The organism is Caulobacter sp. FV1ye13L (assembly GCF_058681155.1).
In genome coordinates this window covers 74,902-99,770 of the sequence record NZ_CM178732.1, presented here as the reverse complement: position 1 = coordinate 99,770, position 24,869 = coordinate 74,902, and the positions used below count along the sequence as shown (strand labels likewise).

Here is a 24,869-nt window from a genome sequence, read left to right as displayed (position 1 = left end):
GAGAGAGTTCGGGAGTGGGGCGAGATGCACCAGGACCGGCTCATGAAGGAAATGGACAGCGAGTGGGATATCACCAGGGCTGCGACCGAGGTCCCAGTCGCCGTGCTGTCCAAGCGCAAGGCGGAGACCTACGGCGTGCACGCCCGCACGACGCGGTCGATCATGGTGATGATCCCTGAAGACAAGCCCGTCGCCCGAAAACCCCCAAAGCCGGAGCCTGAACCCGCGCCTGAAGAAGAGGCCCCGATGCATGCCGATATTCCCGATGACCCGGCCGAGCTTCAGGCCGCTCTTGTCGCCAAGATCAGTGGCGTTGCTAAGCTTATCGAGCTCAAGCGCCGCGAGGGATGCGACCCTCATCGAGGCCATCGCGACCCTGAGCCACGAGGCGCAGCAGGAGCTCCTCAGCGTCTGTCTGGCTGAGGCGTCGCCCCATCAGCAGCAGCCCGAACACATCGACTGGTCTGCCTGGCTGCTGCTGGGCGGACGCGGGGCTGGCAAGACCTTCGCCGGCGCCCGCTGGATGGTCTGGCAGGCCCTGGCCTATCCCAGTCTGGCCCTGGTCGGCGCCACCCTGCACGATGTGCGCGAGGTGATGGTCGACGGACCCTCGGGGCTGCGGGCCATGAGCGGCCCGGCCTTTCAGCCTAGGTGGGAGACCTCGCGCAAGCGACTGCTCTGGCCCAACGGCGCCGTCGCCTACGCCTTCTCGGCCGAAGACCCCGACTCCCTGCGCGGCCCGCAGTTCCACGCCGCCTGGGCCGACGAGTTCTGCGCCTGGCCCAAGCCGGCGCAGACCCTGGCCATGCTGCGGTTCGGCCTTCGCCTCGGCGAAGACCCAAGGCTGGTGGTCACCACCACGCCCCGGCCGATCCGGGCCCTCAAGACCCTGATCGCCGAACCCGGCGTCGCGGTCACCCGGGCCGGCACGGCGGCCAATGCGCAGAACCTGGCGCCGGCCTTTCTGTCCACCCTGCAGGCGCTCTATGGCGGCACGCGCCTGGCGGCCCAGGAGCTGGACGGCGTCATTGTCGAGGACGAGGGCGGGCTGTTCCGCGCCGAGGATCTGGCCCGGTGCCGGGGCGGCATGCCCGCCCGGTTCGACCGGGTGGTGGTGGCGGTCGATCCGCCGGCCACGGCCACGGGCGACGCCTGTGGCATTGTCGTGGTCGGCAAGCTGGACGGCCGCGCCTTCGTGCTGGCCGACCGCTCTGCCAAGGGCCTCTCGCCCAACGGCTGGGCCCGGCGGGCGGTGGCGGCGGCCCGCGAGTTCGGCGCTCACGCCCTGGTGGCCGAGGCCAATCAGGGCGGCGACATGGTCCGCGCGGTGCTGGTCCAGGCCGATCCCTGCTGCGCGGTGAAACTGGTCCGCGCCTCGATCGGCAAACGCGCCCGCGCCGAGCCGGTGGCGGCTCTGTACGAGCAGGGCCGCGTCACCCACTGCGGCGCCTTTCCGGCGCTGGAGGAGGAGCTTATGGCGCTGGGGACGGGGGATCTGGGGCACAGTCCGGACCGGGCGGATGCGCTGGTCTGGGCGGTGAGTGAGTTGATGCTGGGGGTGGGGCGGGCGCCGCGGTTGCGGGCGCTGTGACACTCGCCCCCTCCTGGCTGCTGCGCAGCCGTCCTCCCCCGTAGGGGGAAGACGAGATCATCTTCCCCCTACGGGGGAGGAGCGCGTCAGCGCGGAGGGGGCAAGTGATCCAGATGCCCCCTGATCCTCTCAAGCACCCCGTCCACCGACGCCATCACATCGTGGGCCGGAATTCGCAGTGATCTGATCCCCTGACCGAGCAACCAACGATCCCGCTCGGCGTCGCGCGCCGGTCGCCCGTCAATACAGTGGAAGTAGCTGTCGATTTCCACGGCCAGTCGGCCTGACGCACAGAAAAAATCCAGCACATACGGTCCGACAGGGTGCTGCCGTCTGAACTTGAAACCCTCCAGCCCGCCGCGTCGCAGGGCGAACCACAGTGTGACCTCGGGTGGTGTCATCGCCTTCCGGAGCCGGCGGGCGTTGGCGACGGTAGGCTTGGGCTGGGGCATTGGCGGATCCTTTCTATGCTGGTCACTTGCCCCCTACGGACCGCTTCGCGGTCGTCTTCCCCCGGAGGGGGAAGATGAGATCGCCGCCCTTCATCTTCCCCCTCCGGGGAAGACGGCCGCAGGCCAGTAGGGGGCAAGTGACGATAAACAACCCTAACATGTTCACTATTCGTTCTCAATTGCGAGCCCCCCCATGCCCCTGTTCCGAAAATCCCGCCCGCCCCGGTCCGAGCGAGAGCTCAAAGACTCCCGCGCCGCCCGGCTGATCGCCCTAACCACCGGCGGGCGGCCGCAGTGGACGCCGCGCGATTACGCCGCCCTGGCCAGCGAAGGCTTCGCCAAGAACCCCGTCGTCTATCGCTGCGTGCGGATGATCGCCGAGGCCGCCGCCGCCACGCCGCTGATCGTGTTCCACGACGGCCGGCGCGCCCCCGACCACCCGCTGCAGGCGCTGCTGCGCAAGCCCAATCCCGAACAGGGCGGGCCCGACCTGATGGAGGCGTTCTTCGGCAACCTGCAGACGGCCGGCAACGCCTATCTGGAAGCGGCCGGGGAGGGCGAGGCGCCGGGCGAACTCTACGCCCTGCGCCCCGACCGCATGACCCTGGTTCCCGGCCCACGCGGCTGGCCGCTGGCCTATGACTACCAGGCTGGCGGGCGCACAGTGCGGATCGGTCGCGACGCCGACGGCTGGTTGCCGGTGCTGCACCTGAAGCTGTTCAATCCCACCAGCGACCATTATGGCCTGTCGCCGCTGGAGGCGGCGGCCTTCGCCATCGATGTGCACAACGCCTCCAGCGCCTGGAACAAGGCGCTGCTGGATAACAGCGCCCGGCCGTCCGGGGCGCTGGTCTATTCGAACCGCGAGGCCGGCGACCGGCTTTCCGACGAGCAGTTCGACCGACTCAAGGCCGAGCTGTCCTCGGTCCATTCGGGCGCCGCCAACGCCGGCCGGCCGCTGCTGCTGGAAGGCGGGCTGGACTGGCGGGCCATGTCGCTGAGCCCGGCCGAGATGGACTTCACCGACGGCAAGCACGCCGCCGCCCGCGAGATCGCCCTGGCCTTCGGCGTGCCGCCCCAGCTGCTGGGCATTCCCGGCGACGCCACCTACGCCAATTATCGCGAGGCCAACGCCGCCCTCTGGCGCCACACCGTGGTGCCGCTGGTCGAGCGGGCGGCGCGGGCGATGACGGCCTGGCTGGCAGCGAAGTTCCCCGATGCCCGGATCGCGCCGGACCTCGACGCCGTGCCCGCCCTGTCGGCCGAACGCGACGCCCTGTGGGCGCGGCTCGACGCCGCCAGCTTCCTGACGCCGGAGGAGCGGAGAAGGTTGGCGGGGCTGGACGGCTGACGCCGCGCTGCCCCCTCCGACCCTCCGGGCCACCTCCCCCAGAGGGGGAGGATCTACGCCGCGCAGATGCTCCCCTTCGGGGGAGCTGTCGCGGAGCGACTGAGGGGGCCATCGCCGCCCTCGAACCAGGAAACACCCATGCCAACCACCCCCAACCGCTGGCGGCTGGACCGCCAGATCTCGGTCGCCCTGATCGTGGCCGTCGCCCTGCAGGCCGCCGCCGCCCTGATGTGGGCCGGGCGCGCCTCGGCCCGGATCGACGAGATGCACAAGCGCCTCGACACCCAGGCCCCCGTCGCCGAGCGCCTGGCCCGGCTGGAGGAACAGGCGACCGCCGCCCGCGCGTCGCTGGCCCGCATCGAAACCCGGCTGGAGCGCGACCGATGAGCGACGCGCTGAAGATCGAGGGTTACGCCTCGCTGTTCTGGACCCGCGACCTCAATGACGACGTCACCGCCACCGGGGCCTTTGCCGAGAGCCTGGCCGAGACCGGCCCGACCGGCGTCAAGATGCTGCACCAGCACGACGACGCCGAGCCGATCGGCGTCTGGGACGAGATCGCCGAGGACGCCAAGGGTCTGTTCGTCCGCGGCCGGATATTGCGCGCGACCCCGCGTGGCCAACTGGTCGCCGCCCTGGTCGAGGCCGGGGCGCTGGACGGCCTGTCTATCGGCTTTCGCCAGGTGAAGGCGCGGCAGGACGGGCGCCTGCGGGTGTTGAAGCGGGTGGAGCTTTGGGAAGTGTCGGTGGTTACTTTTCCGATGCTGCCGGGGGCGCGGTTGCGAGTGGGAGACGTGGGCGCCAGCCGCGGAGGAAATCCGACCTAAGGGCCGCAGCGCGCCTGGAGCGCGAGGGCAGCGTCGGCGAAGGCGGCGCCGAGGGTCACATAGTTCGTCGACAGATAGTGCCAGTTGTCCGGCAGGAACTTGAAGTCCTTCGTCACCGAGACCAGGGCGGCGCAGCGGTCGGCGGCCACCCAGTCGGCCTGGGCCTGCTGGACCTGCGGGCTGTAGGTCATCAGCAGGCCGTTCGGGCCGGCTCCGGACTCGGCGATCCGGCCGATGACCACGGGCAGGCCGTCCACCCGCAGGGCGGCGCGCAGCAGGCCCATCAGGCGGTCGAGATTGACCCGGTAGGCCGCCGCCGCATCGGCCCGCTGATAGGCGTCGGCCTCGCCCTGCATCCAGATGATCCCGGCCGGTTCAAGGCGGTCGGGACGGCCGTCGCCGTCGATGTCGCGGGTTTCGAGCGCGGTCCGGATCGCGGTCAGGGCGCTGTCATACTGGTTGCGGCCATCACCTTCGGCATAGGCCGGATCCCAGGCGCCGAAGCCCGAGACGCCGCCCATCAGGCTCGACCCGCCGCGGGCGAACTTGACCAGGGCCACCGGTCCAACCCCGCGCTCGGCCAGACGACGCCCGAAGGTGAGTTCAGGGCCGAAGCGTTCGGACAGGCTGTTGCGCTGGCCGTCGGTGCTGAAGCCGGTCCCGAAGCCTGGCGACAGCGGGGCCCACAGGCCCAGGCCCCCTCCGGCCTGGCCGTCTGGCAGGGCCTGGCCGTTGAAGATCATCCCCCCGGGCACGGGTCCGCGCAGCTCGGCAGGGAGCTCGGCGGTGAAGCCGAAGCCTTCCATGTTGGACTGCCCGCCCAGGAACCAGACCTTGTAGACCGTCTGGGCCGGGCTTGCGGGCTGGGCGTGGAGCGGGGTGGCCAGGGCCGCTGCAGCCGCCAGGGCGATACAGGCCAGTTTGATGGGGGCGCGAAACATGGCGAAGCTCCAGGGGGGCCTGAACGGCTGCAGCAGGAGCCAGGCGTTCGAAGAGCCTGTCAATCAAGCCCCGGTCGAGCTCGCCTTCAGTTGGCGATCAGCCGCACTAGCGTCCCGTCCGGGTCGATCAGCGCCGCCATGACGATCGGCCCCATGTCCCGCGCCGGATGCAGGCGCGGCCAGCCGGTGGTTTTCTCAGGGATCCCGGCGGCCTTGCACACCCCGTAGAGGCCGTCGAGGTCATCGAGCCGCAGGCAGCAGCTGAACGAACTGCTGGCCGGGTCGAGGTCTGGATACGGGAAGAATTCCAGCGTCAGCGATCCGCGCTCCAGGATCATCCAGCCGGCGTCGCGCCACGACGCCTCGAACCCCAGCGCCGCATAGAAGCGGGCGGTGGTCTCGAAGTCGCGGGACGGCAGGTTGGGCGTGGCGTGGTCGGTCATTGGAGCACTTTCGCCCAAGCCGGCGAGGCCGCGCAACAGAGATCCTCCCCCGCCGGGGGAGGTGGCCCAGAGGGCCGGAGGGGGCAGCTCGGCCTCGGCCCAGAGGGCCCCCTCAGTCGGCTCCGCCGACAGCTCCCCCGGAGGGGGAGCATCTACCGTTCCATAAACCGGAGAACTCCATGAAAGAGACCAAACACGCCCCGGCCTCGCCGGGCGCGATGATGCATGAGGTGCTGGCCGCGTTCGAGGCCTTCAAGGCCGCCAACGACCAGCGTCTGGCCGCCATCGAGACCAAGCGGGCCGACGTGCTGCTGGAGGAGAAGGTCAGCCGCATCGACGAGGCCGTTTCGCGGGCTCAGGACCGCCTCGACCGCGTGCTGGCCGACAGCCGCAGGCCGTCCCTGGGCGGTGACGCGCCGCTGGCGCGTGTCGACGAGCGCAAGGCCGCCTTCGATCGCTACATCAAGACCGGCGAGACGCCCGCCCTGCTGCTGGAAGCCAAGGGCCTGTCGGCGGGCGTGGCCACGGCCGGCGGCTATGTGGCCCCGCCGGAGCTGGAGCGCTCGATCCTGCGTCGCCTTGCGGCGACCAGCCCCATGCGAGAAATTTGCCAGGTGCGCACCATCAGCGCCGGCACGTTCCGCAAGCCGGTGTCGCCCGCCGGCCTGACCGCCGCCTGGGTGGCTGAGACCGCGGCGCGTCCCGAGACCACGGCGCCCACGCTCGACATCATCGATTTCCCGGCCGGCGAGCTCTATGCCAGCCCGGCCGCCACCCAGGCCCTGCTGGACGACGCCTATGTCAGCATCGATGAATGGCTGGCCGAGGAGGTGCAGGACGCCTTCGCGGCCCAGGAGACCACGGCCTTCATCAGCGGCGACGGCGTCAACAAGCCCAAGGGCCTGCTGGCCTACACCGCCGCGCCGGACGCCTCCTACACCTGGGGGCAGATGGGCTATCTGGCCACCGGCGTCGCCGGCGCCTTCCCGGCCGCCAATCCCACCGACAAGCTGATCGACCTGATCTACGCGACCAGGACCCAGTACCGCCAGAACGGCCGCTTCGTGATGAACCGCCGCACGGTCAGCGTGGTGCGCAAGTTCAAGGACGCCCAGGGCAACTACATCTGGAACGCTGCCCTGCAGCCGGGCCAGTCGGCCAGCTTGCTCGGCTATCCGGTCACCGAGATCGAGGCCATGCCCGATGTGGCCGCGGGCAGCCTGTCGCTGGCCTTTGGCGACTTCGAGAAGGGCTATTTGATCACCGACCGCGCCGGCGTGCGCGTGCTGCGCGACCCCTATTCGGCCAAGCCGCACGTGCTGTTCTACACCACCAAGCGCGTCGGCGGCGGGGTGCAGAACTTCGACGCGGTGAAGCTGCTGAAGTTCGCGGTGAGCTAGTTCGGCCAGCCCTGGCGCTGCCCCCTCAGTCGCTCCGCGACAGCTCCCCCAGAGGGGGAGCAGCTGCGCGACGTAGATCCTCCCCCTCTGGGGGAGGTGGCCCAGAGGGCCGGAGGGGGCAGCGCCGCCCTTTCCAGGAAAATCCCATGCCCCAATCCCTCACCCTGGCCGAGGCCCGGGCGTTTCTGCGCGCGTCCGACGCCTCGGAGGACGCCACGATCACCCTGCTGATCGACGCCGCCGAGGCCCGCGTGGCCGCCGCCACCGGCCTGATCCTGACGCCCGCCAGCCCCGCGCCCCTGCGCCTGGCGATCCTGACCCTGGTCTCCCACGCCTATGCCAACCGCGCCCTGATCGAAGAGGGGAGCGGCGAGCCCTCGCTGGCCCTGGTCGAGCCGTGGCTGGCCCCTTACCGAAAGGCTCGCCTGTGAGCGATCAAGCCCTGGCCGACGGCCTCGTCGCCGCCCTCAAGGCCGCGCCGGCCATCACCGCCATTCTTGGCCAGCGGATCTATGCCCGCGCCCCGCGCGTGCCGACCTATCCCTGCCTGGCCGTCAGCCGCACCGAGAGCCGCATCGTCGAGGGCGAGGTGGTCGAGCACCTGCTGACCCTGACCTGCGTCTCGAAATTCGGCGGGCCGGAGGAGGCGAGAGCCGTGGTCGCCGCCGTCCGCGCCGTGATCCACGACGCTCGCCCGACCCTCGCCGGCCGCCGGCTGGTCAATCTGCGCGTCGCCTATGCCGACGTCTTCCCCGCCGCCGACCGCGAGCTGACCCTCGGCATCGTGCGCGTGCGGGCGGTGACCGAGCCCCTCTAGCGAACCGACCACTCGCCCCCTCCTGACCGCTGCGCGGTCGTCCTCCCCCGGAGGGGGAAGATGAAGCGCGGCCACCTCATCTTCCCCCTCCGGGGGAGGAGCGCGTCAGCGCGGAGGGGGCAAGTCCGAAACACCAACAACGGAGCCCACCCATGGCCGCTCAAGCCGGCAAGGATATCCTGCTGAAGATCAGCGACGGGGCGCCGACCCCGACCTTCGTCACCGTCGCGGGCCTGCGAGCCCGGACCATCAGCCTCAACGCCCGCAGCATCGACACGACCGACAGCGACAGCACCGGCCGCTGGCGCGAACTGCTGGCCGGGGCGGGCGTGCGCTCGTGCGCTGTCTCGGGCGCGGGGGTGTTCCGCGACGCGGCCTCCGACGCCCAGGTGCGCCAGAGTTTCTTCGACCAGTCGGCGCGGACGTGGCGGCTGGTGATCCCCGACTTTGGCCAGCTGGAAGGGCCGTTCCTGGTCGCGGCCCTGGACTATGCCGGCGACCACGACGGCGAGGCAGCGTTCGCGCTGTCGCTGGCGTCGGCGGGAGCGGTGACGTTCACGGCGATCTGACAAGTCCTCCCCCTGATGGGGGAGGCGGCCCGAAGGGACCGGAGGGGGAAGTCATCCCACGCCGGCCACTTCCCCCTCCGTCGGCTCCGCCGACCCCTCCCCCTTCAGGGGGAGGACTTGAAAGGCCCATCCCATGCCACCCCCAAACCCCGCCCGAGGCGAGGTCGCCATCACCCTGGCCGGAACCCCGCGCCGCCTGTGCCTGACCCTCGGCGCTCTGGCCCGCATCGAAGGCGCGCTGAACCTCACCGACTGGCGCGATCTGCCGGCCCGGATGGAGACCCTGTCGGCCCGCGAACTGCTGGCCGTGCTGGCCGCCTTGATCGAGGGCGAGCCGGCCGACCTCTCCGCCGTGACGATCCCCGAAGCCGTCGCCGCCGTGGCCGCCACCCTGGCGGCGTCGGCATGAACAGCTGGGGCGACGCCCTGCGTCTGGCCCTGCGGCTTAACATCCCGCCGCAGGCCTTCTGGCGGCTGTCCCTGCGCGAGTGGCGGATGCTGACCGCGACGCCTGTCGCGCCGGTGCTGACCCGTCCGTCGCTGGACGCCCTGATCGACCGCTTTCCCGATGAGGAGACCCCGCCATGAGCGGCTTCGACACCGACGGCCTGTCGTCCGTCCCCGCCCGCGCCGCCGAGGCGGCCGCGTCACTGGAGGCCCTCAAGGCGCCGGCCCAGCGCGCGGCTTCGTCCATCGAGGAGGCTTTCGCCCGGGCCGGCTCCAGCCTGGCCAAGTCCCTGGCCAGCGCCGCCGCCGACGGTGAGATCTCGCTGGCTGAACTGGCCCGCGCGGTGATCGGCGCGGCGGGCGCGGCGATGAAGGGGGGCGGGTTGGCAGAAGCTGTGTCCAGCGTCTTTGCCGGCGCCCGGGCCGACGGCGGACCGGTCACGGCGGGCGGGGCCTATCTGGTCGGCGAGCGCGGGCCGGAGGTGTTTCGTCCGTCCGGCGCGGGCTCGGTCGAGCCGCTGGGCGGCGGCGGTGTGTCGGTGACGGTCAATGTGCAGGGCGGCGACGCGGCGGGTCTGGCGCGGTCGGACGCCCAGCTCGCCCAGGCCCTGGCCCGGGCGGTGAGCCTGGGGGCGAGGGGGCTGTAGTCCGTGGACTTGCCCCCTCCGCGTCTTCGACGCTCCTCCCCCGGAGGGGGAAGATGAGAGCGTCTTCCCCCTCCGGGGGAGGACGGCTGCGAAGCAGCCAGGAGGGGGCGAGTATTAGATCGTCACCGCCGTCGTCGGCGCCGGGCCGTACTTGTTGTCGCCGGCTTGGCCGGTGCTGAAGCCGACCCACAGGGTGAAGGCCAGCCACACCGCGAAGGCGACGAACAGCGAGATGAAGAAGCCGCCCAGGGCGGCGATCGCCGCCAGGTCGGGCTCGCCGTTGCCGATGGCCGCCAGGGCCGCCGAGACGCCGATCGAGATGGCCGAACCGAACACCAGGACCGGACCGAACACCCAGGGCAGAACCTGCCACCAGCCGGTCTGACCCATGTCGTGCAGGCGCTTGGTGTGGATGCAGATCGAGCACCAGATCGAGGCCAGCGACAGCGCCCAACCGAAGAACGGCACCCAGCCGGCCACGACGTTCGCGCCCAGCAGGCACAGCCAGCCGATCCAGAACGCCTGACGGCCGATGCGGCCTTCAGCCGAGAAAAACAGGTTCTTCCAGTCCATGACGGTCTCCAGTTCTTGACCTCATACGTAGGGGGTGGGGGGCCGCGCAAGAAGTGAAAAGCGGGTCATGACGCAGACTTAATCGCCATTTGCCCGACCGCGCCTTCGGCGCTCCTCCCGCGCAGACCAGGGAAAACGCCTGCACAAAGGCTGTCATCCCGGACAAGTCCGGCGATAGCCGGGCGCAGATCCGGGACCGCCGGAAGCGCTGAGCTCAGGCGTCGGTCCCGGATCTTCGCGCTGCGCGCTCGGGCCAAGGCTGGGGCGGGATGACAACCGTCTTTGGCCTTGAGCCCTGCCTGCGGCGCTTGCCCCACCCATCCACATCCCAAACCCCAGGAGCCGCCGATGAGCGCCTTCCACGATATCCGCCTGCCTGCGCGGCTGGCCTTCGGCTGCACGGGCGGCGTCGAGCGGCGCACCGAGGTGGTGACCCTGGCCTCGGGCCACGAGCACCGCTCCAGTCCGTGGGCCCAGGGTCGCCGCCGCTATCTGATCGCCACCGCCGCCCGGCCGCTGGACGAGGCGGCCCAGCTGGTCGCCTTCTTCGAGGCCCGGCGCGGACGGCTGCACGGGTTCCGCTTTCGCGACCCGACGGACTTCAAGTCGTGCGTCCCCTCGGCCCAGCCGGCGGCGACCGACCAGGCCATCGGAACCGGGGACGGGACGCGCAAGACCTTCCAGCTGGTCAAGGCCTATGGCGGCGCGCCCGAGGTTGCGACGCGCACGATCACCCGGCCGGTCGCCGGCACGGTGAAGGTCGCCGTCGCCGGCGTCGCCCTGGCCCCGGCCGCCTTCACGGTCGATCCGGCCACGGGCCTCGTCACCCTGGTCGCCGCCCCCGCCGCCGGCGCGGCCGTGCGGGCGGGTTTCGAGTTCGACACGCCGGTGCGTTTCGACATCGACCGGCTGGACCTGCAGATGGAGGGCTTCGCCGCCGCGCGGATCACCGCCTGTCCGCTGGTCGAGGTGCGGGCCTGATGCGCGCGGTTCCCGCCGAACTGGCCGCGCGCCTGGAAGAGGGCGCGGCCAGCCTTTGCCACGCCTGGATCCTGACCCGCGGCGACGCCGTGGTGCTGGGCTTCACCGATCACGACCGCGATCTGCTGGTGGAAGGCGTGACCTGCCGCGCCGCCACCGGCTGGACCGCCGGCGCCCACGAAACCGCCGCCGGCTTTTCGCCGGGCCTGTCGGCCGCGCTGGGCGCGCTGGATGACGCGGTGGTCACGGCGCCGGACATCGAGGCGGGGCTCTATGACGGCGCTTCGGTGGCCTGCCTGCGCGTGGACTGGAGCCGGCCCGACCTGTTCGTGCGCCTGTGGACCGCGCGCATCGCCAGACTCCGCCGCCAAGGCGACGCCTTCACCGCCGAACTGGAAGGTCCGCTGGCCGCCCTTGACCGGGTGGCGGGCCGCACCTTCGGCCGGCTGTGCGACGCGGTGTTCGGCGACGCGCGCTGCGGGGCGTCGGCCGCACCGGGCGTCAGCTGCGACAAGCGTTGGCGAACCTGCGTCGACAGCTTCGCCAATGGGGTCAACTTCCGGGGCTTTCCCGCCATGCCGGGCGAGGACTTCCTGACGCTGTATCCGTCCGAGGGCGAGCGGCATGACGGGGGGAAGAGGTGACTGTTTCATCCCCCAAATTTCCTTGTCATCCCGGAAGCCTCGCAGAGGCTATCCGGGACCCAGGGGCAACCGCACTGTCCTGGCCCCTGGGTCCCGGCTCTCCGCTTCGCTGCGGCCGGGATGACAAGTTTGTTGAGATCGAGGACCTTGTCCTCACCCTCGCCCGCCAGTGGCTGGGCACCCCCTACCGTCATCAGGCCAGCCTGCGCGGCGTGGGCTGCGACTGCCTGGGCCTGGTCCGGGGTGTCTGGCGCGCCCTGCATGGCGCTGAGCCTGAAAGCCCGCCGCCCTACCGGCCTGACTGGGCCGAGCTGGGCGAGCGCGAAATCCTGTTGGAGGCCTTGGGTCGCTGGCTCCTGCCGCTGTGCCCCGTCGACGCCCGTCCCGGCGACGTGCTGGTCTTCCGCATGGAGCCCGGCGCCATCGCCAAGCACTGCGCGATCCTGTCGGCTGAAGACCGCATGATCCACGCCTACTGGGGCCGCGCCTGCGTCGAGAGCTGGCTCGGGCGATGGTGGCGCGAGCGGCTGGTGGCGGCGTTTCGGTTTCCCTCTCCGACCCAAGATAACGGAGCCCCCTAGATGGCCCAGGTGATCCTCTCCTCCGTCGGCGCGGCCCTGGGCGGTCCCGTCGGCGGCTTTGTCGGCGCGATGCTGGGCCGGGCGGCCGACAGCGCCGTGATCAACGCCCTGTCGCCGGCCCGCCAGCTGGGGCCGCGCATCCCCGAACTGCGGGTCACCGGCGCCGCCGAGGGCGCGGCGATCCCGTGCGTGTTCGGACGCGGCCGGGTGGGTGGCCACGTGATCTGGGCCGCGCGCTTCCGCGAAAAGCGGATCGAGGGCCGGGTCGGCGGCAGCAAGGGCCAGAAGACGGCCTCCTACGCCTACAGCCTGTCGTTCGCCGTCGCGGTGGGCGAGGGCCCCATCGACGGGATCGGCCGGGTCTGGGCCGACGGCAAGGTGATGGACATGGCCGGGGTGACGATGCGCCTGCACCGCGGAACCGAGGACCAGGCGCCTGATCCGCTGATCGAGGCCATAGAGGGGGTCGCCCCGGCCTATCGCGGCCTGGCCTATGTGGTGTTCGAGGATCTGCCGCTGGAGGCGTTCGGAAACCGTGCGCCACAGCTGTCGTTCGAGGTGTTCCGCCGGCCGGGCTCGGCCACGGGGCTGGAGGCGCGGCTGAAGGGCGTGTGCCTGATCCCCGGGGCGGGAGAGTTCGTCTACGCCACCGACGCCGTGCTGCGCCGCGACGGCATCACTCGCACCACGGCCGAGAACGTCAACAATGTCGAGGGCCGGCCGGATCTGGCCGTCTCGCTGGACCAGCTGCAGGCCCAGCTGCCGCAGGTGGATCATGTGACCCTGGTGGTGTCGTGGTTCGGAACCGACCTGCGCTGCGGGGCGTGCCAGATCAGGCCGGGGGTGGATCAGGCGTTCAAGGCGACCCTCCCTTACGACTGGCGCGCCGGCGGCGTGGATCGCGGCGATGCTCACGTCATCTCGCTTCACGACGGCGGTCCGGCCTATGGCGGCACGCCGTCTGACCGCGCGGTGCTGCAGGCCATCGCCGAGCTGAAGCAGCGGGGGCTGAAGGTGACCCTGTATCCGTTCGTGCTGATGGATGTGCCGGAGGGCTCGGGCCTGCCTGATCCGTATGGCGGCGCCGGGCAGGGGGCCTATCCGTGGCGGGGGCGGATCACCTGCCATCCCGCGCCGGGGCGGGCGGGCTCTCCGGACGGCGGGGCGACGGCGGCGTCGCAGGTCGCGGCCTTCTTTGGCGGCGCGACGCCGGCTCAGGTGGGCGAGAGCGACGGCCTGCCCAGCTTCTCCGGGTCTGGCTGGGGCTTTCGGCGGATGATCCTGCACTATGCGCGGCTGGCCCAGCTGGCCGGCGGCGTTGATGGCTTCCTGATCGGCTCGGAGCTGCCCGGGCTGACCACGGTGCGCGGCGCGGGCGGGGCGTACCCCGCCGTCAGCGCGCTCAGGACGCTCGCGGCCGATGTGCGCGGCATGGTCGGGCCCGCGACCAAGCTCGGCTACGCCGCCGACTGGAGCGAGTATTTCGGCCACCAGCCGGGCGGGGGACATGCGGTGTTCCATCTCGATCCGCTGTGGGCCGATCCGGCCATCGATTTCGTCGGCGTCGACTTCTATCCTCCGGTCACCGACTGGCGGGATGGCGAGGATCATCTGGATGCGGCGGCCGGATTCGAGGGCCCGCACGACCCGGCCTATCTGCGCGCCCGCCTGACCGGCGGCGAGGGCTTTGACTGGTCCTATGCCAGCCAGACCGACCGCGACGCCCAGATCCGCACCGCCATCACCGACGGCGCCCATGGCGAAGCGTGGATGTTCCGGCCCAAGGATCTGAAGAGCTGGTGGTCACAACCTCATCATGATCGGCCCGCCGGGGTGCGCTCGGCGACGCCGACGGCCTGGGCGCCGCGCTCCAAGCCTATCCGGCTGACCGAGTTCGGCTGTCCCGCCGTCGACAAGGGCGCCAATTCGCCCAACCTGTTCGTCGATCCCAAGAGCGCCGAGAGCCATCTGCCGCCCTATTCGACCGGCGCGCGCGACGAGTTTGGCCAAAGGCGCATGCTGGAGGCGGTGCTGGACTGGATCGCCGACCCGGCCGCCAATCCGCTCTCGCCCAGCTATGGCGGGCCGATGATCGAGGCGGCCAGCGCCTGGTGCTGGGACGCCCGGCCATTCCCCGATTTTCCGGCCCGCGCCCAGGTCTGGAGCGATGGTCCCAACTGGCCGCTGGGCCACTGGCTGAACGGCCGCGCCGGCGTGGCGCCGCTGGCCGAGCTGGTCGCGGCCCTGGGCGCGCGGGCCGATGTCACGCTCGATCCGGGCGAGACCAGCGGGGCGGTGGTGGGCTATGTGGTCGACCGGCCGATGCGGCTGCGCGACGCCCTGGCGCCCCTGACCGCCGCCTTTGGCCTCGACGCCGTCGAGCGGGGCGGGGCGGCGCGGCTGATCGCGCACACCGGCCTGGCCAATGCCGCGCTCGACGCGGCCGACCTGGCCTGGCCCGAGGATCGCCCCGCCGCCGCGACCGCCAGCCGGACGCTGGTCGAACCCGCCCAGGCTCTGCGCCTGCGCTTCATCGACGCTGGCCGCGACTACCAGACCGGGGCCCTGATCGTTCGGCGCGACGATGGCCAGGGCGCCGCCGACGCCGACGCGCCGATCGTCATGGCGCCCGCCGAGGCGGAACAGGCGGGGCGTCGGATGCTGAACGGCGCGGCGTCGGCCCGGCGCGAGAGCGTCGTGCACCTTTCGCCCCTGGCCGCCCTGCGGCTGGAGGCCGGCGACCGGGTGACCTTCGGTGGCGAGACCTGGCGCGTGGCGCGGGTGGATCTGGACGAGCACCCGCGCGCGACGCTGGCGCCGGTTCCTGCTGGCTCCGAACTGGATGGTCGCATCGACTGGACCCCGGCCCCGCCGCGAGAACCCGTGGGGCCTCCGACGCTGCGGGTGCTCGATCTGCCGGCGAGCAGCGACGACGCCCGGCCGATGGTCGCCGCCGCCGCCGAGCCATGGCGGCCGTTCGACATCCATGCCGGCGGTGATCTCGACACCCTGAAGGTCCGTGCGCGCATCTCTGCGCCCGCCACCCTGGGCGAGACCATGACCGACCTGCCGCCGGCCTCGCCGCATCGGCTGGACCGCGCCAGCCGCCTGACCGTGCGACTGGAGGGCGCGACCCCGGCCAGCCGCGCGCTTGCCGCCGTGCTGGCGGGCGACAACGCCCTGGCGGTGCTGGCGCCCTCGGGCGAATGGGAGGTGATCGGTTTCACCACGGCGCAAATCGTCGCCGAAGATGTCTGGACCCTGTCGGGCCTGCTGCGCGGCCAGCGCGATGGCGCCGTGAGTGAGTTGACCATCCCGGCCGGCGCGCCGTTGGTCCTGCTGGATGAAGCGATGGTCCGGCTGGAGGTCGCGCCGTTCGAACGTGGGGCGCCGCTGATGGTGCGCGCCGCGCCGGCCGGCGGTCCGCCCTCGGGGCCGGCGATGAGCCAGGTCAGCCTGACCTGGCGCGGCCGGGCCCTGCGTCCGCTGGCCCCGGCGCATCTGCGTGTGCGCGTCTCGGGCGGCGACCGCCTGGTCAGCTGGATCCGTCGCGACCGGCTGGGCGGCGATGTCTGGGAGGGCGAGGTCCCGCTCAGCGAAGCTGTCGAGGCCTGGCGCCTGCGGGTGCTGAACGGCGCGATCGTGGTCCGCGAGGCGGAACTGACCGCGCCGGCCTTCATCCACACCGCCGCCATGAGGGTCGCCGATCTGGCCGCAGGATCGGCCGGCGAGCTGACCGTCGAGGTGGTTCAGGGCTCGGCCAGCCTCGGCTGGGGCGCGCCGACGACAAGGTTGCTGTGATAATAATGCAACATTGCGCTTGTGCGCCGCCGCGAAAGGCCTAAGTGAGGGCGGACTGATCCAATCACACTCGAGGACCTTCCTTGGCGCGCGACCCCTATCAGGAACTTGGCGTTTCCCGCACCGCGACGACGGACGAGATCCGCAAGGCGTTCCGCAAGCTCGCCAAGCAGTTTCACCCCGACGCCAATCCCGGCAACAAGGCTGCCGAGGACCGCTTCAAGCAGATCAGCGCCGCCTTCGATATTGTGGGCGACGCGGTCAAGAAGAAGAAGTTCGACGCCGGCGAGATCGATGCCGACGGTCGCGAGATCGCGCGCGGCTTCGGCGGCGCGGGCGGCAGTCCGTTTGGCGCCGGCGGCTTCAATCGCGGCGGCTTCCAGTCGCGCGGCGGTGGCGGCGGTGAGGGTCCCGAGATCGACTTAGGCGATCTGTTCGGCGACATCCTGGGGCGCGGCGCGCGCAGCGGCTCGGCCGGCGGGTTCGGCGGCGCGGGCGGCGGCGGTTTCGCGCCACGGGGCGCCGATGTTCGGGCCCGTCTGGACATCGACCTGGAAGAAGCCATTCGCGGCGGCAAGAAGCGCGTCGCCTTCTCGGACGGCCGCACCATCGACGTCACCATCCCGCCCGGGGCCCAGGAAGGCCAGACCCTGCGCCTGAAGGGCCAGGGCAGTCCGGGTCGCGGCGGCCAGGGCGACGCCCTGATCGAACTGGCGATCAAGCCCCACGCCATCTATCGCCGCGAGGGCGAGACCCTGGTCATGGATCTGCCGATCTCGGTGCCCGACGCGGTGCTGGGCGGCAAGATCGAGGCGCCCACCCCCGACGGCGCCGTCATGCTGGCCGTGCCCAAAGGCTCCAACAGCGGCGCGACCCTGCGCCTGAAGGGCCGTGGCCTGGTCGACGCCAAGGGCAAGCGCGGCGACCTGCTGGCGCGCCTGATGGTGACCCTGCCCGACGAGCCCGACAGCGACCTGGAAAAGTTCGCCCAGGCGTGGCGGGAGCAGAAGCCGTATTCGCCCAAGCGGAAATAGGCCAACGCCCCCGGCTAGAAGCGTTTGAGCCGCAGATCATGGCGCTGAACGAAGCCGTCCAGGGCAAGGCCGGGCTCGATTTGCCGTACGGCCTCGTCCATCCGTGACAGAACGCCACATGCCCTGCATAAGCTGTCTGTTCAGTCTCCATTCAGCCACCGTCCCTTACATCTGAGCGCATGAAACCGATCCGCGCCCTTCTCGTCGTCGCCGCGCTCGCCGCCACCCTTCCGGGTTCGGCGTCGGCGCAGCGCCGCCCGGACTCGCTGGGAGCCGACTGGCGCGCCCAGTCGGACCAGGCGCGGGGCGGCGTGCAGTCGGGCCGGCTGGTGCCGCTGTCGCGGGTGATCGAGCAGATCAGCCGCCGCACGCCGGGCCGGGTGCTGGACGCCGGGCTTGAGGGACGCAACTATCGGGTCCGGTGGGCCACCACTGACGGCCGCCGCATCGACTTCATCGTCGACGCCGAGACCGGCCAGATCCTCAGCGCCAACTAAAGGTTCTGCTTCCATGCGTATCCTGCTCGTCGAGGACGATCCCGACCTGTCGCGCCAGCTGAAGCTGGCCCTCGGCGACGCCGGCTATGCCGTCGACCACGCCGGCGACGGCGAGGAAGCCCAGTTCCTGGGTGAGACCGAGCCCTATGACGCGGTGATCCTCGATCTGGGCCTGCCCAAGGTGGACGGGGTTTCGGTGCTGGAGCGCTGGCGGCGCGGCAATGTGGCGACGCCCGTGCTGATCCTGACCGCCCGCGCCGCCTGGAGCGACAAGGTCGCCGGCTTCGACGCCGGGGCCGACGACTATCTGGCCAAGCCGTTCCATACCGAAGAGCTGCTGGCCCGCCTGCGTGCTCTGCTGCGCCGCTCGGCCGGCCACGCCGCGCCCAGCCTGTCCTGCGGGGCCCTGCGTCTGGATCCGCGCGCCGCCCGGGCCAGCGTCAATGGCGAGCCCCTGCGCCTGACCTCGCTGGAATACCGCCTGCTGCACTACATGATCATGCACCAGGGCCGGGTGATCGGCCGCACCGAGCTGGTCGAGCACCTTTACGACCAGGACTTCGACCGCGACTCCAACACCATCGAGGTGTTCATCGGTCGACTGCGCAAGAAGCTGGGCAGCGACCGCATCGAGACGGTGCGTGGCCTGGGCTATCGTCTGACCGCCCTGGAGGGCGAGGCGACCGAGTGACGATCCGGGCCGGGGCTTAAGCGGTGCTGGACCTGCGCCGACCTTCGCTGGTTCGTCGGCTGGTGCTGCTGGCTGTCGTCTGGAACGCGGTGGTGCTGATCGTGGCGGGGGTGTTCCTGACCGCCCAGTTCCGCGACGCCGCCATCCGTCGCTTCGACCAGTCCCTGGCCGTGCTGACCGACGATTTGTATGCCGGTTCCACGGTCGAGGACGGCGTGCTCAAGGCGCCGTTCCTGACCGACATCCGCGCCACCCGCACCTATTCCGGTCGCTACTGGACCATTTCCCGGCGTGCGCCTGACGGGTCCCTCAAGGTGGTCGAGCGTTCGCGCTCGCTGTTCGACACTGACCTGATGGTGGCCTCCCGGCAGGTGGACCTGCTGGACGCAGCGCCGGGCAAGACCCTGTATTTCGATCTACGCGGCCCCCAGGACAAGCCGCTGCGCGCCGCCGCCATCCTGACCCGCCTGCCGGGCTATGCCGATCCGGTGGTGTTCATCGCCGCCGAGGACCGCTCGCCGATCGACGCCGACGCCGACCATTTTGGCCGCATCACCGCCCTGGCGCTGCTGCTGCTGGGCGGGGGTCTGATCCTGGCTGTAGTGGTGCAGGTGAGGGTGGGTCTGGCCCCGCTGTTCCAGCTGCGCCGCGAGGTCGCCTCGGTGCGCCGCGGCCGGGCCGAGCGCCTGACCCGCACCTATCCCGAGGAGCTGGAGCCTCTGGCCGTCGAGCTGAACGCCCTGCTGGCCCACAACCAGGAAGTGGTCGAGCGCCAGCGCACCCATGTCGGCAACCTGGCCCACGCCCTGAAGACCCCGCTATCGGTGATGATCACTGAAGCCAGCCAGCAGCCTGGCAGCCTGGCCGAGGTGGTCAGCCGTCAGGCTGACGTGATGCGCGATCAGGTCGACCACCATCTGCGCCGGGCCCGCGCCGCCGCCCGCTCCCAGACCAGCGGCGAGCGCACGCCGGTCGAACCGATCCTGGACGAGCTGGCGGTGACCCTTGAGCGGATCTTCCAGGACAAGTCAGAGGGGCAGGGCGTCGAGATCGACTGGCGCTGTCCGGAAGACCTGTGCTTCCAGGGCGAGAAGCAGGACCTGATGGAGCTGGCCGGTAACGTCATGGAAAACGCCGGCAAGTGGTGCAAGGCCCGAATCCGCGTGGTCGCCGCGCCCACCAGCCCAGACCGCTGGACCTTGGTGGTCGAGGACGACGGCCCCGGCCTGCCGCCGGAACGCTGGGTCGATGCGCTCAAGCGCGGGCAACGCATGGACGAGCAAACGCCGGGCTCGGGCCTGGGTCTTTCCATCGTCGACGAACTGGCCAGAGCCTATGGCGGCTCTGTCACGCTCGGGGAATCGTCGATGGGCGGTTTGCGCGTCAGCCTGGATCTTCCCAGGTCGGAAGCCTAGCGACAAGCTGTCGCAGCGGTTGTGTTTAACGGCCCTCTATCGGCATTGCTAAACCTCTGGCGCCTTTGACCTTTCCCCGATCTGGGGATGTGTGGAAAACGCTGACTTTTTTGAGGGGTTTGGGAAAGTCTTAACCTCGTTGCCAACATGGTTGACGCTGTCGGTCTTTTCGATCCGGCGGGGGATCATGGCCGCAATCGCTGCGCATAAATTGCAGATCGTTCGGATGTTGGTGGAAACCGCGCCGGACTCTGCCCTGCGCAGCCTGGAACTGGCCCTGGCCAGCGTCGGCGCCGCGGGCGGGCTGGCGCAGGTGCGCGGGCTGGTCGAGGACGAGACCACCGACCGATTCGTTCGCAACAACATCCTGGCTCCCATCGTGCCGATGTGCGCGACGCGCGGCCCCGGCCAGATCAGCTTTCCGCCGCGAGTCCTGCCGTTCCTCTGGAAGGCGCTGAAGACCATCGCGCCGCGGCGCGTCGAAGAGGCTGCGGCCAAGTGCAATCCGTGGGATCTGGAACAGGGCGCGCCAGAAGTCTTTGATGAGTTGTGCGCCCTTGCCGCACGCGGCCTGCGCGACGCCGAACAGGATGCGTTCGACGCGACCCGCAGTCTTGGCGTGACCGACGAACTGATCAACTGCCTGGAAATCGGCCACATCGTTCGGACCGCCCTGCCCAAGCTGTCTGAATGGGTCAGCCGGATGAGCGACGAGCGCGCCGCCGCCGCGCGTCTGGCCTATCGCGACGCCTGCGTCGTCCGCGAGGATTCCGGGGCCCGGATGTTTGACATGCTGGCCGCCCATCTGCCCGACGACTGGCGGATCCTGCGGGTGATCTCGGCGGTCATGGACCGGCCCAATGACCGCTATCTGGCTGCGTCGGAAGTCAGCTCGTTTGGCGAGCGCGTGCTGGCCGAGATCGACACATCGATCAACCTGATCCGCGACTTCGATCTCGCCAAGGGCGAGAAGCTGGCCCGCGAGGCCGCCATGGCCGCCCAGCAGGTCGCACTGCAGATCACCGAGTTCGAGCAGTCGGTGAACATCGCCAAGGACGGTCCGTGGGGCCGCAGGCTGAGCAAGTACAAGCAGCAGATCGCCCAGGCCGTCGAGCTGCGGATGAGCACGGCCGACAAGGAACTGAGCGAGGCCCTGCCCACCAAGCCGATCTCGATCCTGGGCAAGAAGGGCGGCAAGGGCGTGGCCAAGCTGACCTCGCCGCCGGACGAGGCGCTGGTGGGGCGCGCCACGGCCATCCTGGTCTTCATCGAACACCTGCGGCCCTGCGCGGCCCAGAGCGGCTATGGCGCGACGCGCACCCAGGCCCTGGAAAAGCTCAACAAGCGTCTCGATCAGTATATCGAGGACGTGCTCTACGCGGCGCGCACCGGCGAGGGCGGCGATCCTGTCGTGGCCCAGCAATATCTTGATGTCGCCGCCGCCTTTATCGCCCACACCCGCGACGACAAGACCGCCGAAATCGTCCGTCGCCGGGCCGCCGCCGCGATCGCGGCCTGATCGGTCCCTTAAGCGCTTTTTTCGCTAACGGCGGCGCGCATTCCCGGCTAACAGGCGACGTATGATCGCTTTCTGGATCTCGGCGGCCGCGCTGTCGGCTGCGGCCGGCGCCTTGATGCTGCGCAGCGCTGCGCGCGCGGGCGCCGCCGAAGGCGTCTCGGCCGACCTGGACGCCCACAAACGCCAGCTTGGCGAGATTGACCGGCTGGCCGAAGGCGGCCTGCTGGACGCCGCCGAGCGCAAGGCCGCGCGGGCTGAGGCCGGTCGTCGCCTGCTGGCCGCCGCCGACACCGCCGAGACCTGGACCCCCGACGGGCGCGGATCGCGCCGCCTGGCCGTGACCGCCGCCGCTGTCGCGCCGCTGCTGGCCGTGGCGGTCTATGTGTTCATCGGTTCGCCCGGCTTTTCCGATCAGCCCTACGCCAAGCGGGTTGAGCAGTGGCGCGCCACCGATCCGGCCCAGCTGGATCCGCCGCGCATCGCCGCCGTGCTGGAGACCATCGCCGCCCAGCGCCCCAACGACGCCGAACCGCTCAAGCACCTGGCCCTGGCCCGCAGCGCCTCGGGCGATCTGGCCGGCGCCGAGCAGGCCCTGCGCCGCGCCGTGCGCCTGGCCCCCGGCCGCGCCGACCTGTGGACCGGGCTGGGCGAGACCTTCGTGGCCGAGGCGAACGGGGACGTCGGCCCCGACGCTAGACTGGCTTTCCGCGAAGCCCTCAAGATCGACCCCAACAGCCTGTCGGCCCGCTACCACCTGGGCCGGGGCCGGATTGGCGACGGTGACGTGGCCGGCGGCCTGGCCGACTGGCGCGCCCTGGCCGCCAGCCTGCCCGCCAATGATCCGCGTCGCGGGGCGATGAACCGCGAGATCGCCCAGGTCGAGGCGGCCGGCGGCATTCCCGCCCCTGAGGCCGCGCCCGAAGACAGCGCCCAGGTCCAGGGCATGATCGCCGGCATGGTCGAGGGCCTGGCCACGCGCCTGAAGACCTCGCCCGACGATCCCGATGGCTGGGTGCGGCTGGTGCGGGCCTATGCGGTGCTGGGTGAGGCCGCCAAGCGCGATGCGGCCCTGGCCTCGGCCAGCCAGCGCTATGCCGACCAGCCCAAGGTCCTGGCCGCCCTGCGTCAGGCGGCTCAGACCCCGCAGCAACCGAAGACCGCTCCATGAGTTTCTGGCCGAAATCCCGCAAGGCGCGCCGTCGCCTGACCATCCTTCTGGCGATCGCGCCGGTGCTGGCCCTGGCCGTGGGCCTGGCGCTGTACGGCATGCGCGACGCCATCTCGCTGTTCTATACGCCTGCCCAGGCCCAGGAGGCCAAGGTGCCGGCCGGCCGCAAGGTGCAGCTGGGCGGCCTGGTTCAGGCCGGCAGCGTGGTCAAGCATCCCAGCGGCGACGTTGAGTTCGTGGTGGCTGACCACAAGGCGACCGCCCTGGTGAAGTTCCACGGCGACCTGCCCGACCTGTTCCGTGAAGGACAGGGGATCGTGGCGCAGGGGACGTTCGACCAGAACGGCGTGTTCATCGCCAAGGAGGTCCTGGCCAAGCACGACGAGCGCTACATGCCGCGCGAAGTGTCCAAGGCGCTGAAAGAGCAGGGCGAATGGCGCGGCGAGGGCTCCGGCCCGCCGGCCTATGAGGGCAAGACCGCCCCATGACCGTTGAACTGGGCGCCTTCGCCCTCATCCTGGCTCTGATCCTGTCGGTCGCGCAGACCGGCCTGTCGGCGGTCGCCGGCGTTCGGCGCGCGCCGATGCTGGCCGGGGCCGGTCGCGGCGCGGCTGTGGCGGCGTTCGGGGCGACAGGCATCACCTTTGCGTGCCTGGTCCTGGCCTTTGTGACCTCAGACTTTTCGGTCGCCAATGTGGCGGCCAACTCGCACACGGCCAAGCCGCTGCTGTTCAAGGTGGCCGGCGCCTGGGGCAGCCATGAGGGCTCGATGCTGCTGTGGTGCCTGGTCCTGACCGGCTATGGCGCGGCCATGGCCCTGTTCGGCGCCAGCCTGCCGCCCCGCCTGCGGGCCTATGCGGTGGCGGTGCAGGGCGCGCTGGGCGTGATGTTCCTGGCCTATACCGTCTTCGCCTCCAACCCGATGGCCCGGCTGGGCGATGTGCCGATCGAGGGGCGCTCGCTCAATCCGCTGCTGCAGGACTGGGCCCTGGCGGTGCATCCGCCGTTCCTCTACGCCGGCTATGTCGGTTTTTCGGTGGTCTACAGCCTGGCCATGGCGGCCCTGATCGACGGCCGTGTCGATGCGGCCTGGGCCCGCTGGGTGCGGCCCTGGACCCTGGCGGCCTGGAGCCTGCTGACCATCGGCATCACCCTGGGCGCCTTCTGGGCCTATTACGAACTGGGCTGGGGCGGCTGGTGGTTCTGGGATCCGGTCGAGAACGCCAGCTTCATGCCCTGGCTGATCGGCGCGGCCCTGCTGCACTCGGCCATCGTGATGGAAAAGCGCGGCGCCCTGCCGGGCTGGACCGTGTTCCTAGCCCTGTCGGCCTTCACCTTCTCGATGCTGGGCGCCTTCCTGGTGCGCTCGGGCGTGCTGACCAGCGTCCACGCCTTCGCGGTCGACCCGACCCGGGGCGTGCTGCTGCTGATCATGATGGGTGTCGCTGCGGGCGCCGGTTTCCTGCTGTTCGCCCTGCGCGCGCCCGCCCTGAACTCCGGCGGCCTGTTCGCCCCGGTCAGCCGCGAGAGCGCCATCGTGCTCAACAACATCGTGCTGTCGACCGCCACCGCCACCGTGCTGCTGGGCACCCTGTATCCGCTGATCCGCGAGGCCATCGACGGCGAGGCGGTGTCGGTGGGCCCGCCGTTCTTCAACCTGACCTTTACGCCGCTGATGCTGCTGGCCCTGGCCATCCTGCCGGCCGGACCGCTGCTGGCCTGGAAGCGCGGCGACGCCTCGGCGGTGATGCGCCGCCTGTGGGTGGCCCTGGCCGCCGCCGCCCTGCTGGGCCTGGTCACCTACGCCGTCGTCACTCCGCGCAAGGCCCTGGCCAGCGCCGGCGTCGCCCTGGGCGTCTGGCTGATCGGCGGGGCGCTGGCCGAGCTGGCCGAGCGGCTGAAAGTCCTGCGCGCCCCGATCGCCGAGGTCTGGCGGCGCGCCGTCGGCCTGCCGCGCGGGGCCTGGGGCACGACCCTGGCCCATGCCGGCATGGGCGTCTTTGTGCTGGGCGCCTCGTTCGAGACCGCCTGGCGGGTCGAGCAGGCCCAGGCCCTGAGCCTGAACCAGTCGTTCAAGCTGGGCGCCTATACCCTGACCCTGACCGAGGTCGGTACGGTCGAGGGCCCCAATTATCTGGCCGAGCGCGGCCTGGTGCGGATCACCGACGCCGCCGGCCGGGTGGTCTGCAAGGCTCAGCCCGAGCGCCGCTTCTATCCCACCGGCGGCCAGACCACCTCCGAGGTCCATATATGCCCCAAGGGGCTGGACGATCTCTATATCGTGCTGGGCGAGCGCCGGGCCGGGGAGGGCGGCAAGCCCGCCTGGCTGGTGCGCGCCTACGTCAATCCGTGGGTGCGGCTGATCTTCCTGGGGCCGCTTCTGATGGCCATCGGCGGCGCGGTGTCGCTGTCGGACCGCCGGCTGCGGCTGGGCGTCGGGCGCAAGGCGTCGGAGGCTCGGGCATGAAGCGGCTGCGGGC

General features: G+C 70.9%; 27 protein-coding genes and 1 pseudogene. 24 read left to right on the top strand and 4 right to left on the bottom strand.

Features of this window, described 5'->3' with window-relative positions; translation table 11 throughout:
- Positions 1 to 42: 42 nt before the first annotated feature.
- Both ACW176_RS00460 and ACW176_RS00455 read left to right on the top strand, forming a co-directional pair.
- Positions 43 to 423 (top strand): hypothetical protein, encoded by a 381-nt coding sequence (locus ACW176_RS00460; RefSeq protein WP_492110455.1) that lies wholly within the window; start codon positions 43 to 45, stop codon positions 421 to 423.
- Positions 314 to 1,591 (top strand): DNA-packaging protein, encoded by a 1,278-nt coding sequence (locus tag ACW176_RS00455; RefSeq protein WP_492110454.1) that lies wholly within the window; start codon positions 314 to 316, stop codon positions 1,589 to 1,591. The genes ACW176_RS00460 and ACW176_RS00455 overlap by 110 nt, the downstream gene beginning before the upstream one ends.
- A gap of 86 nt (positions 1,592 to 1,677) precedes the next feature.
- Here ACW176_RS00455 and ACW176_RS00450 read toward each other — a convergent pair whose 3' ends face one another.
- Entirely contained in the window at positions 1,678 to 2,043 is a 366-nt protein-coding gene (locus ACW176_RS00450) for an endonuclease domain-containing protein (protein ID WP_492110453.1), read from the bottom strand.
- A 147-nt stretch (positions 2,044 to 2,190) separates the two neighbouring features.
- Between ACW176_RS00450 and ACW176_RS00445 the strand changes: the two are divergent.
- The 3 genes and pseudogenes from ACW176_RS00445 to ACW176_RS00435 all read left to right on the top strand — a co-directional run.
- Positions 2,191 to 3,394, top strand: a pseudogene (locus tag ACW176_RS00445) (phage portal protein); the annotation flags it as partial.
- A gap of 138 nt (positions 3,395 to 3,532) precedes the next feature.
- Complete coding sequence (locus ACW176_RS00440) at positions 3,533 to 3,781, top strand: hypothetical protein (protein ID WP_492110452.1); 249 nt, start codon at positions 3,533 to 3,535, stop codon at positions 3,779 to 3,781.
- Entirely contained in the window at positions 3,778 to 4,221 is a 444-nt protein-coding gene (locus ACW176_RS00435) for an HK97 family phage prohead protease (RefSeq protein WP_492110451.1), read from the top strand. The genes ACW176_RS00440 and ACW176_RS00435 overlap by 4 nt, the downstream gene beginning before the upstream one ends.
- Here the strand turns inward: ACW176_RS00435 and ACW176_RS00430 are convergent.
- Positions 4,218 to 5,162 carry a sialate O-acetylesterase gene (locus ACW176_RS00430; RefSeq protein WP_492110450.1) on the bottom strand — a complete coding sequence of 315 codons (945 nt, stop codon included), beginning with the start codon at positions 5,160 to 5,162 and terminating at the stop codon, positions 4,218 to 4,220. The two genes, ACW176_RS00435 and ACW176_RS00430, sit on opposite strands and share 4 nt — an antisense overlap.
- A gap of 86 nt (positions 5,163 to 5,248) precedes the next feature.
- Positions 5,249 to 5,605: a bleomycin resistance protein gene (locus tag ACW176_RS00425; RefSeq protein ID WP_492110449.1), complete on the bottom strand. Its 357-nt coding sequence runs from the start codon at positions 5,603 to 5,605 to the stop codon at positions 5,249 to 5,251.
- Between the two features lie 179 nt (positions 5,606 to 5,784).
- On the opposite strand from ACW176_RS00425, the gene ACW176_RS00420 reads away from it, so the two are divergent.
- From ACW176_RS00420 to ACW176_RS00390, 7 genes are all read left to right on the top strand, one after another.
- Positions 5,785 to 7,005, top strand: coding sequence for a phage major capsid protein (locus tag ACW176_RS00420; protein WP_492110448.1), 1,221 nt, complete (start codon positions 5,785 to 5,787; stop codon positions 7,003 to 7,005).
- Between the two features lie 146 nt (positions 7,006 to 7,151).
- Entirely contained in the window at positions 7,152 to 7,436 is a 285-nt protein-coding gene (locus ACW176_RS00415; protein WP_492110447.1) for a head-tail connector protein, read from the top strand.
- Positions 7,433 to 7,822 (top strand): DUF3168 domain-containing protein, encoded by a 390-nt coding sequence (locus ACW176_RS00410; protein ID WP_492110446.1) that lies wholly within the window; start codon positions 7,433 to 7,435, stop codon positions 7,820 to 7,822. The genes ACW176_RS00415 and ACW176_RS00410 overlap by 4 nt, the downstream gene beginning before the upstream one ends.
- A 152-nt stretch (positions 7,823 to 7,974) precedes the next feature.
- Complete coding sequence (locus ACW176_RS00405) at positions 7,975 to 8,391, top strand: phage major tail protein, TP901-1 family (protein ID WP_419252147.1); 417 nt, start codon at positions 7,975 to 7,977, stop codon at positions 8,389 to 8,391.
- A 133-nt stretch (positions 8,392 to 8,524) separates the two neighbouring features.
- Positions 8,525 to 8,800, top strand: coding sequence for a GTA-gp10 family protein (locus ACW176_RS00400; RefSeq protein ID WP_492110445.1), 276 nt, complete (start codon positions 8,525 to 8,527; stop codon positions 8,798 to 8,800).
- Positions 8,797 to 8,979, top strand: coding sequence for a phage tail assembly chaperone (locus ACW176_RS00395; protein ID WP_492110444.1), 183 nt, complete (start codon positions 8,797 to 8,799; stop codon positions 8,977 to 8,979). The genes ACW176_RS00400 and ACW176_RS00395 overlap by 4 nt, the downstream gene beginning before the upstream one ends.
- Positions 8,976 to 9,485: a phage tail tape measure protein gene (locus ACW176_RS00390; protein WP_492110443.1), complete on the top strand. Its 510-nt coding sequence runs from the start codon at positions 8,976 to 8,978 to the stop codon at positions 9,483 to 9,485. The genes ACW176_RS00395 and ACW176_RS00390 overlap by 4 nt, the downstream gene beginning before the upstream one ends.
- Positions 9,486 to 9,599: 114 nt before the next feature.
- On the opposite strand, the gene ACW176_RS00385 is transcribed toward ACW176_RS00390, so the two are convergent.
- Entirely contained in the window at positions 9,600 to 10,058 is a 459-nt protein-coding gene (locus ACW176_RS00385) for a DUF805 domain-containing protein (protein WP_492057987.1), read from the bottom strand.
- Between the two features lie 348 nt (positions 10,059 to 10,406).
- Between ACW176_RS00385 and ACW176_RS00380 the strand changes: the two genes are divergently transcribed.
- From ACW176_RS00380 to ACW176_RS00325, 12 genes are all read left to right on the top strand, one after another.
- Entirely contained in the window at positions 10,407 to 11,039 is a 633-nt protein-coding gene (locus ACW176_RS00380) for a phage distal tail protein, Rcc01695 family (protein ID WP_492110442.1), read from the top strand.
- Positions 11,039 to 11,683 (top strand): phage/gene transfer agent baseplate hub protein, encoded by a 645-nt coding sequence (locus tag ACW176_RS00375; protein ID WP_492110441.1) that lies wholly within the window; start codon positions 11,039 to 11,041, stop codon positions 11,681 to 11,683. Before ACW176_RS00380 ends, ACW176_RS00375 begins: the two co-directional genes overlap by 1 nt.
- Before the next feature lie 137 nt (positions 11,684 to 11,820).
- Positions 11,821 to 12,264, top strand: coding sequence for an NlpC/P60 family protein (locus tag ACW176_RS00370; RefSeq protein ID WP_492111857.1), 444 nt, complete (start codon positions 11,821 to 11,823; stop codon positions 12,262 to 12,264).
- A complete protein-coding gene (locus ACW176_RS00365) occupies positions 12,265 to 16,065 on the top strand; it encodes a baseplate multidomain protein megatron (RefSeq protein ID WP_492110440.1) in 3,801 nt (1,266 codons plus the stop codon).
- Positions 16,066 to 16,148: 83 nt separating this feature from the next.
- On the top strand, positions 16,149 to 17,099 hold the full coding sequence (locus ACW176_RS00360) for a DnaJ C-terminal domain-containing protein (RefSeq protein WP_492110439.1): 951 nt from the start codon (positions 16,149 to 16,151) through the stop codon (positions 17,097 to 17,099).
- A 179-nt stretch (positions 17,100 to 17,278) separates the two neighbouring features.
- Positions 17,279 to 17,596, top strand: a complete 318-nt coding sequence (locus ACW176_RS00355; RefSeq protein WP_419252137.1) for a PepSY domain-containing protein — start codon at positions 17,279 to 17,281, stop codon at positions 17,594 to 17,596.
- 13 nt (positions 17,597 to 17,609) lie between these two features.
- A complete protein-coding gene (locus ACW176_RS00350) occupies positions 17,610 to 18,287 on the top strand; it encodes a response regulator transcription factor (protein ID WP_419252136.1) in 678 nt (225 codons plus the stop codon).
- A gap of 23 nt (positions 18,288 to 18,310) precedes the next feature.
- Positions 18,311 to 19,702, top strand: coding sequence for an ATP-binding protein (locus tag ACW176_RS00345; protein ID WP_492110438.1), 1,392 nt, complete (start codon positions 18,311 to 18,313; stop codon positions 19,700 to 19,702).
- A 226-nt stretch (positions 19,703 to 19,928) separates the two neighbouring features.
- A complete protein-coding gene (locus tag ACW176_RS00340) occupies positions 19,929 to 21,221 on the top strand; it encodes a hypothetical protein (RefSeq protein WP_492110437.1) in 1,293 nt (430 codons plus the stop codon).
- Positions 21,222 to 21,282: 61 nt separating this feature from the next.
- The gene (gene ccmI, locus ACW176_RS00335) at positions 21,283 to 22,389 is read left to right on the top strand and encodes a c-type cytochrome biogenesis protein CcmI (RefSeq protein WP_492110436.1); all 1,107 of its coding nucleotides are present in this window, start codon (positions 21,283 to 21,285) and stop codon (positions 22,387 to 22,389) included.
- Positions 22,386 to 22,877, top strand: a complete 492-nt coding sequence (gene ccmE, locus ACW176_RS00330) for a cytochrome c maturation protein CcmE (protein ID WP_492110435.1) — start codon at positions 22,386 to 22,388, stop codon at positions 22,875 to 22,877. Before ccmI ends, ccmE begins: the two co-directional genes overlap by 4 nt.
- Positions 22,874 to 24,856: a heme lyase CcmF/NrfE family subunit gene (locus ACW176_RS00325; protein ID WP_492110434.1), complete on the top strand. Its 1,983-nt coding sequence runs from the start codon at positions 22,874 to 22,876 to the stop codon at positions 24,854 to 24,856. The genes ccmE and ACW176_RS00325 overlap by 4 nt, the downstream gene beginning before the upstream one ends.
- Positions 24,857 to 24,869: the final 13 nt, after the last annotated feature.

Excerpts from the sequence above, each read along its gene's own strand:
- ACW176_RS00460 (WP_492110455.1), top strand. The coding sequence starts at position 43 with ATGAAGGAAATGGACAGCGAGTGGGATATCACCAGGGCTGCGACCGAG.
- ACW176_RS00450 (WP_492110453.1), bottom strand. The coding sequence starts at position 2,043 with ATGCCCCAGCCCAAGCCTACCGTCGCCAACGCCCGCCGGCTCCGGAAG.
- ACW176_RS00440 (WP_492110452.1), top strand. The coding sequence starts at position 3,533 with ATGCCAACCACCCCCAACCGCTGGCGGCTGGACCGCCAGATCTCGGTC.
- ACW176_RS00435 (WP_492110451.1), top strand. The coding sequence starts at position 3,778 with ATGAGCGACGCGCTGAAGATCGAGGGTTACGCCTCGCTGTTCTGGACC.
- ACW176_RS00430 (WP_492110450.1), bottom strand. The coding sequence starts at position 5,162 with ATGTTTCGCGCCCCCATCAAACTGGCCTGTATCGCCCTGGCGGCTGCA.
- ACW176_RS00425 (WP_492110449.1), bottom strand. The coding sequence starts at position 5,605 with ATGACCGACCACGCCACGCCCAACCTGCCGTCCCGCGACTTCGAGACC.
- ACW176_RS00420 (WP_492110448.1), top strand. The coding sequence starts at position 5,785 with ATGAAAGAGACCAAACACGCCCCGGCCTCGCCGGGCGCGATGATGCAT.
- ACW176_RS00415 (WP_492110447.1), top strand. The coding sequence starts at position 7,152 with ATGCCCCAATCCCTCACCCTGGCCGAGGCCCGGGCGTTTCTGCGCGCG.
- ACW176_RS00405 (WP_419252147.1), top strand. The coding sequence starts at position 7,975 with ATGGCCGCTCAAGCCGGCAAGGATATCCTGCTGAAGATCAGCGACGGG.
- ACW176_RS00400 (WP_492110445.1), top strand. The coding sequence starts at position 8,525 with ATGCCACCCCCAAACCCCGCCCGAGGCGAGGTCGCCATCACCCTGGCC.
- ACW176_RS00395 (WP_492110444.1), top strand. The coding sequence starts at position 8,797 with ATGAACAGCTGGGGCGACGCCCTGCGTCTGGCCCTGCGGCTTAACATC.
- ACW176_RS00390 (WP_492110443.1), top strand. The coding sequence starts at position 8,976 with ATGAGCGGCTTCGACACCGACGGCCTGTCGTCCGTCCCCGCCCGCGCC.
- ACW176_RS00385 (WP_492057987.1), bottom strand. The coding sequence starts at position 10,058 with ATGGACTGGAAGAACCTGTTTTTCTCGGCTGAAGGCCGCATCGGCCGT.
- ACW176_RS00380 (WP_492110442.1), top strand. The coding sequence starts at position 10,407 with ATGAGCGCCTTCCACGATATCCGCCTGCCTGCGCGGCTGGCCTTCGGC.
- ACW176_RS00375 (WP_492110441.1), top strand. The coding sequence starts at position 11,039 with ATGCGCGCGGTTCCCGCCGAACTGGCCGCGCGCCTGGAAGAGGGCGCG.
- ACW176_RS00365 (WP_492110440.1), top strand. The coding sequence starts at position 12,265 with ATGGCCCAGGTGATCCTCTCCTCCGTCGGCGCGGCCCTGGGCGGTCCC.
- ACW176_RS00355 (WP_419252137.1), top strand. The coding sequence starts at position 17,279 with ATGAAACCGATCCGCGCCCTTCTCGTCGTCGCCGCGCTCGCCGCCACC.
- ACW176_RS00350 (WP_419252136.1), top strand. The coding sequence starts at position 17,610 with ATGCGTATCCTGCTCGTCGAGGACGATCCCGACCTGTCGCGCCAGCTG.
- ACW176_RS00340 (WP_492110437.1), top strand. The coding sequence starts at position 19,929 with ATGTTGGTGGAAACCGCGCCGGACTCTGCCCTGCGCAGCCTGGAACTG.
- ccmI (WP_492110436.1), top strand. The coding sequence starts at position 21,283 with ATGATCGCTTTCTGGATCTCGGCGGCCGCGCTGTCGGCTGCGGCCGGC.
- ccmE (WP_492110435.1), top strand. The coding sequence starts at position 22,386 with ATGAGTTTCTGGCCGAAATCCCGCAAGGCGCGCCGTCGCCTGACCATC.
- ACW176_RS00325 (WP_492110434.1), top strand. The coding sequence starts at position 22,874 with ATGACCGTTGAACTGGGCGCCTTCGCCCTCATCCTGGCTCTGATCCTG.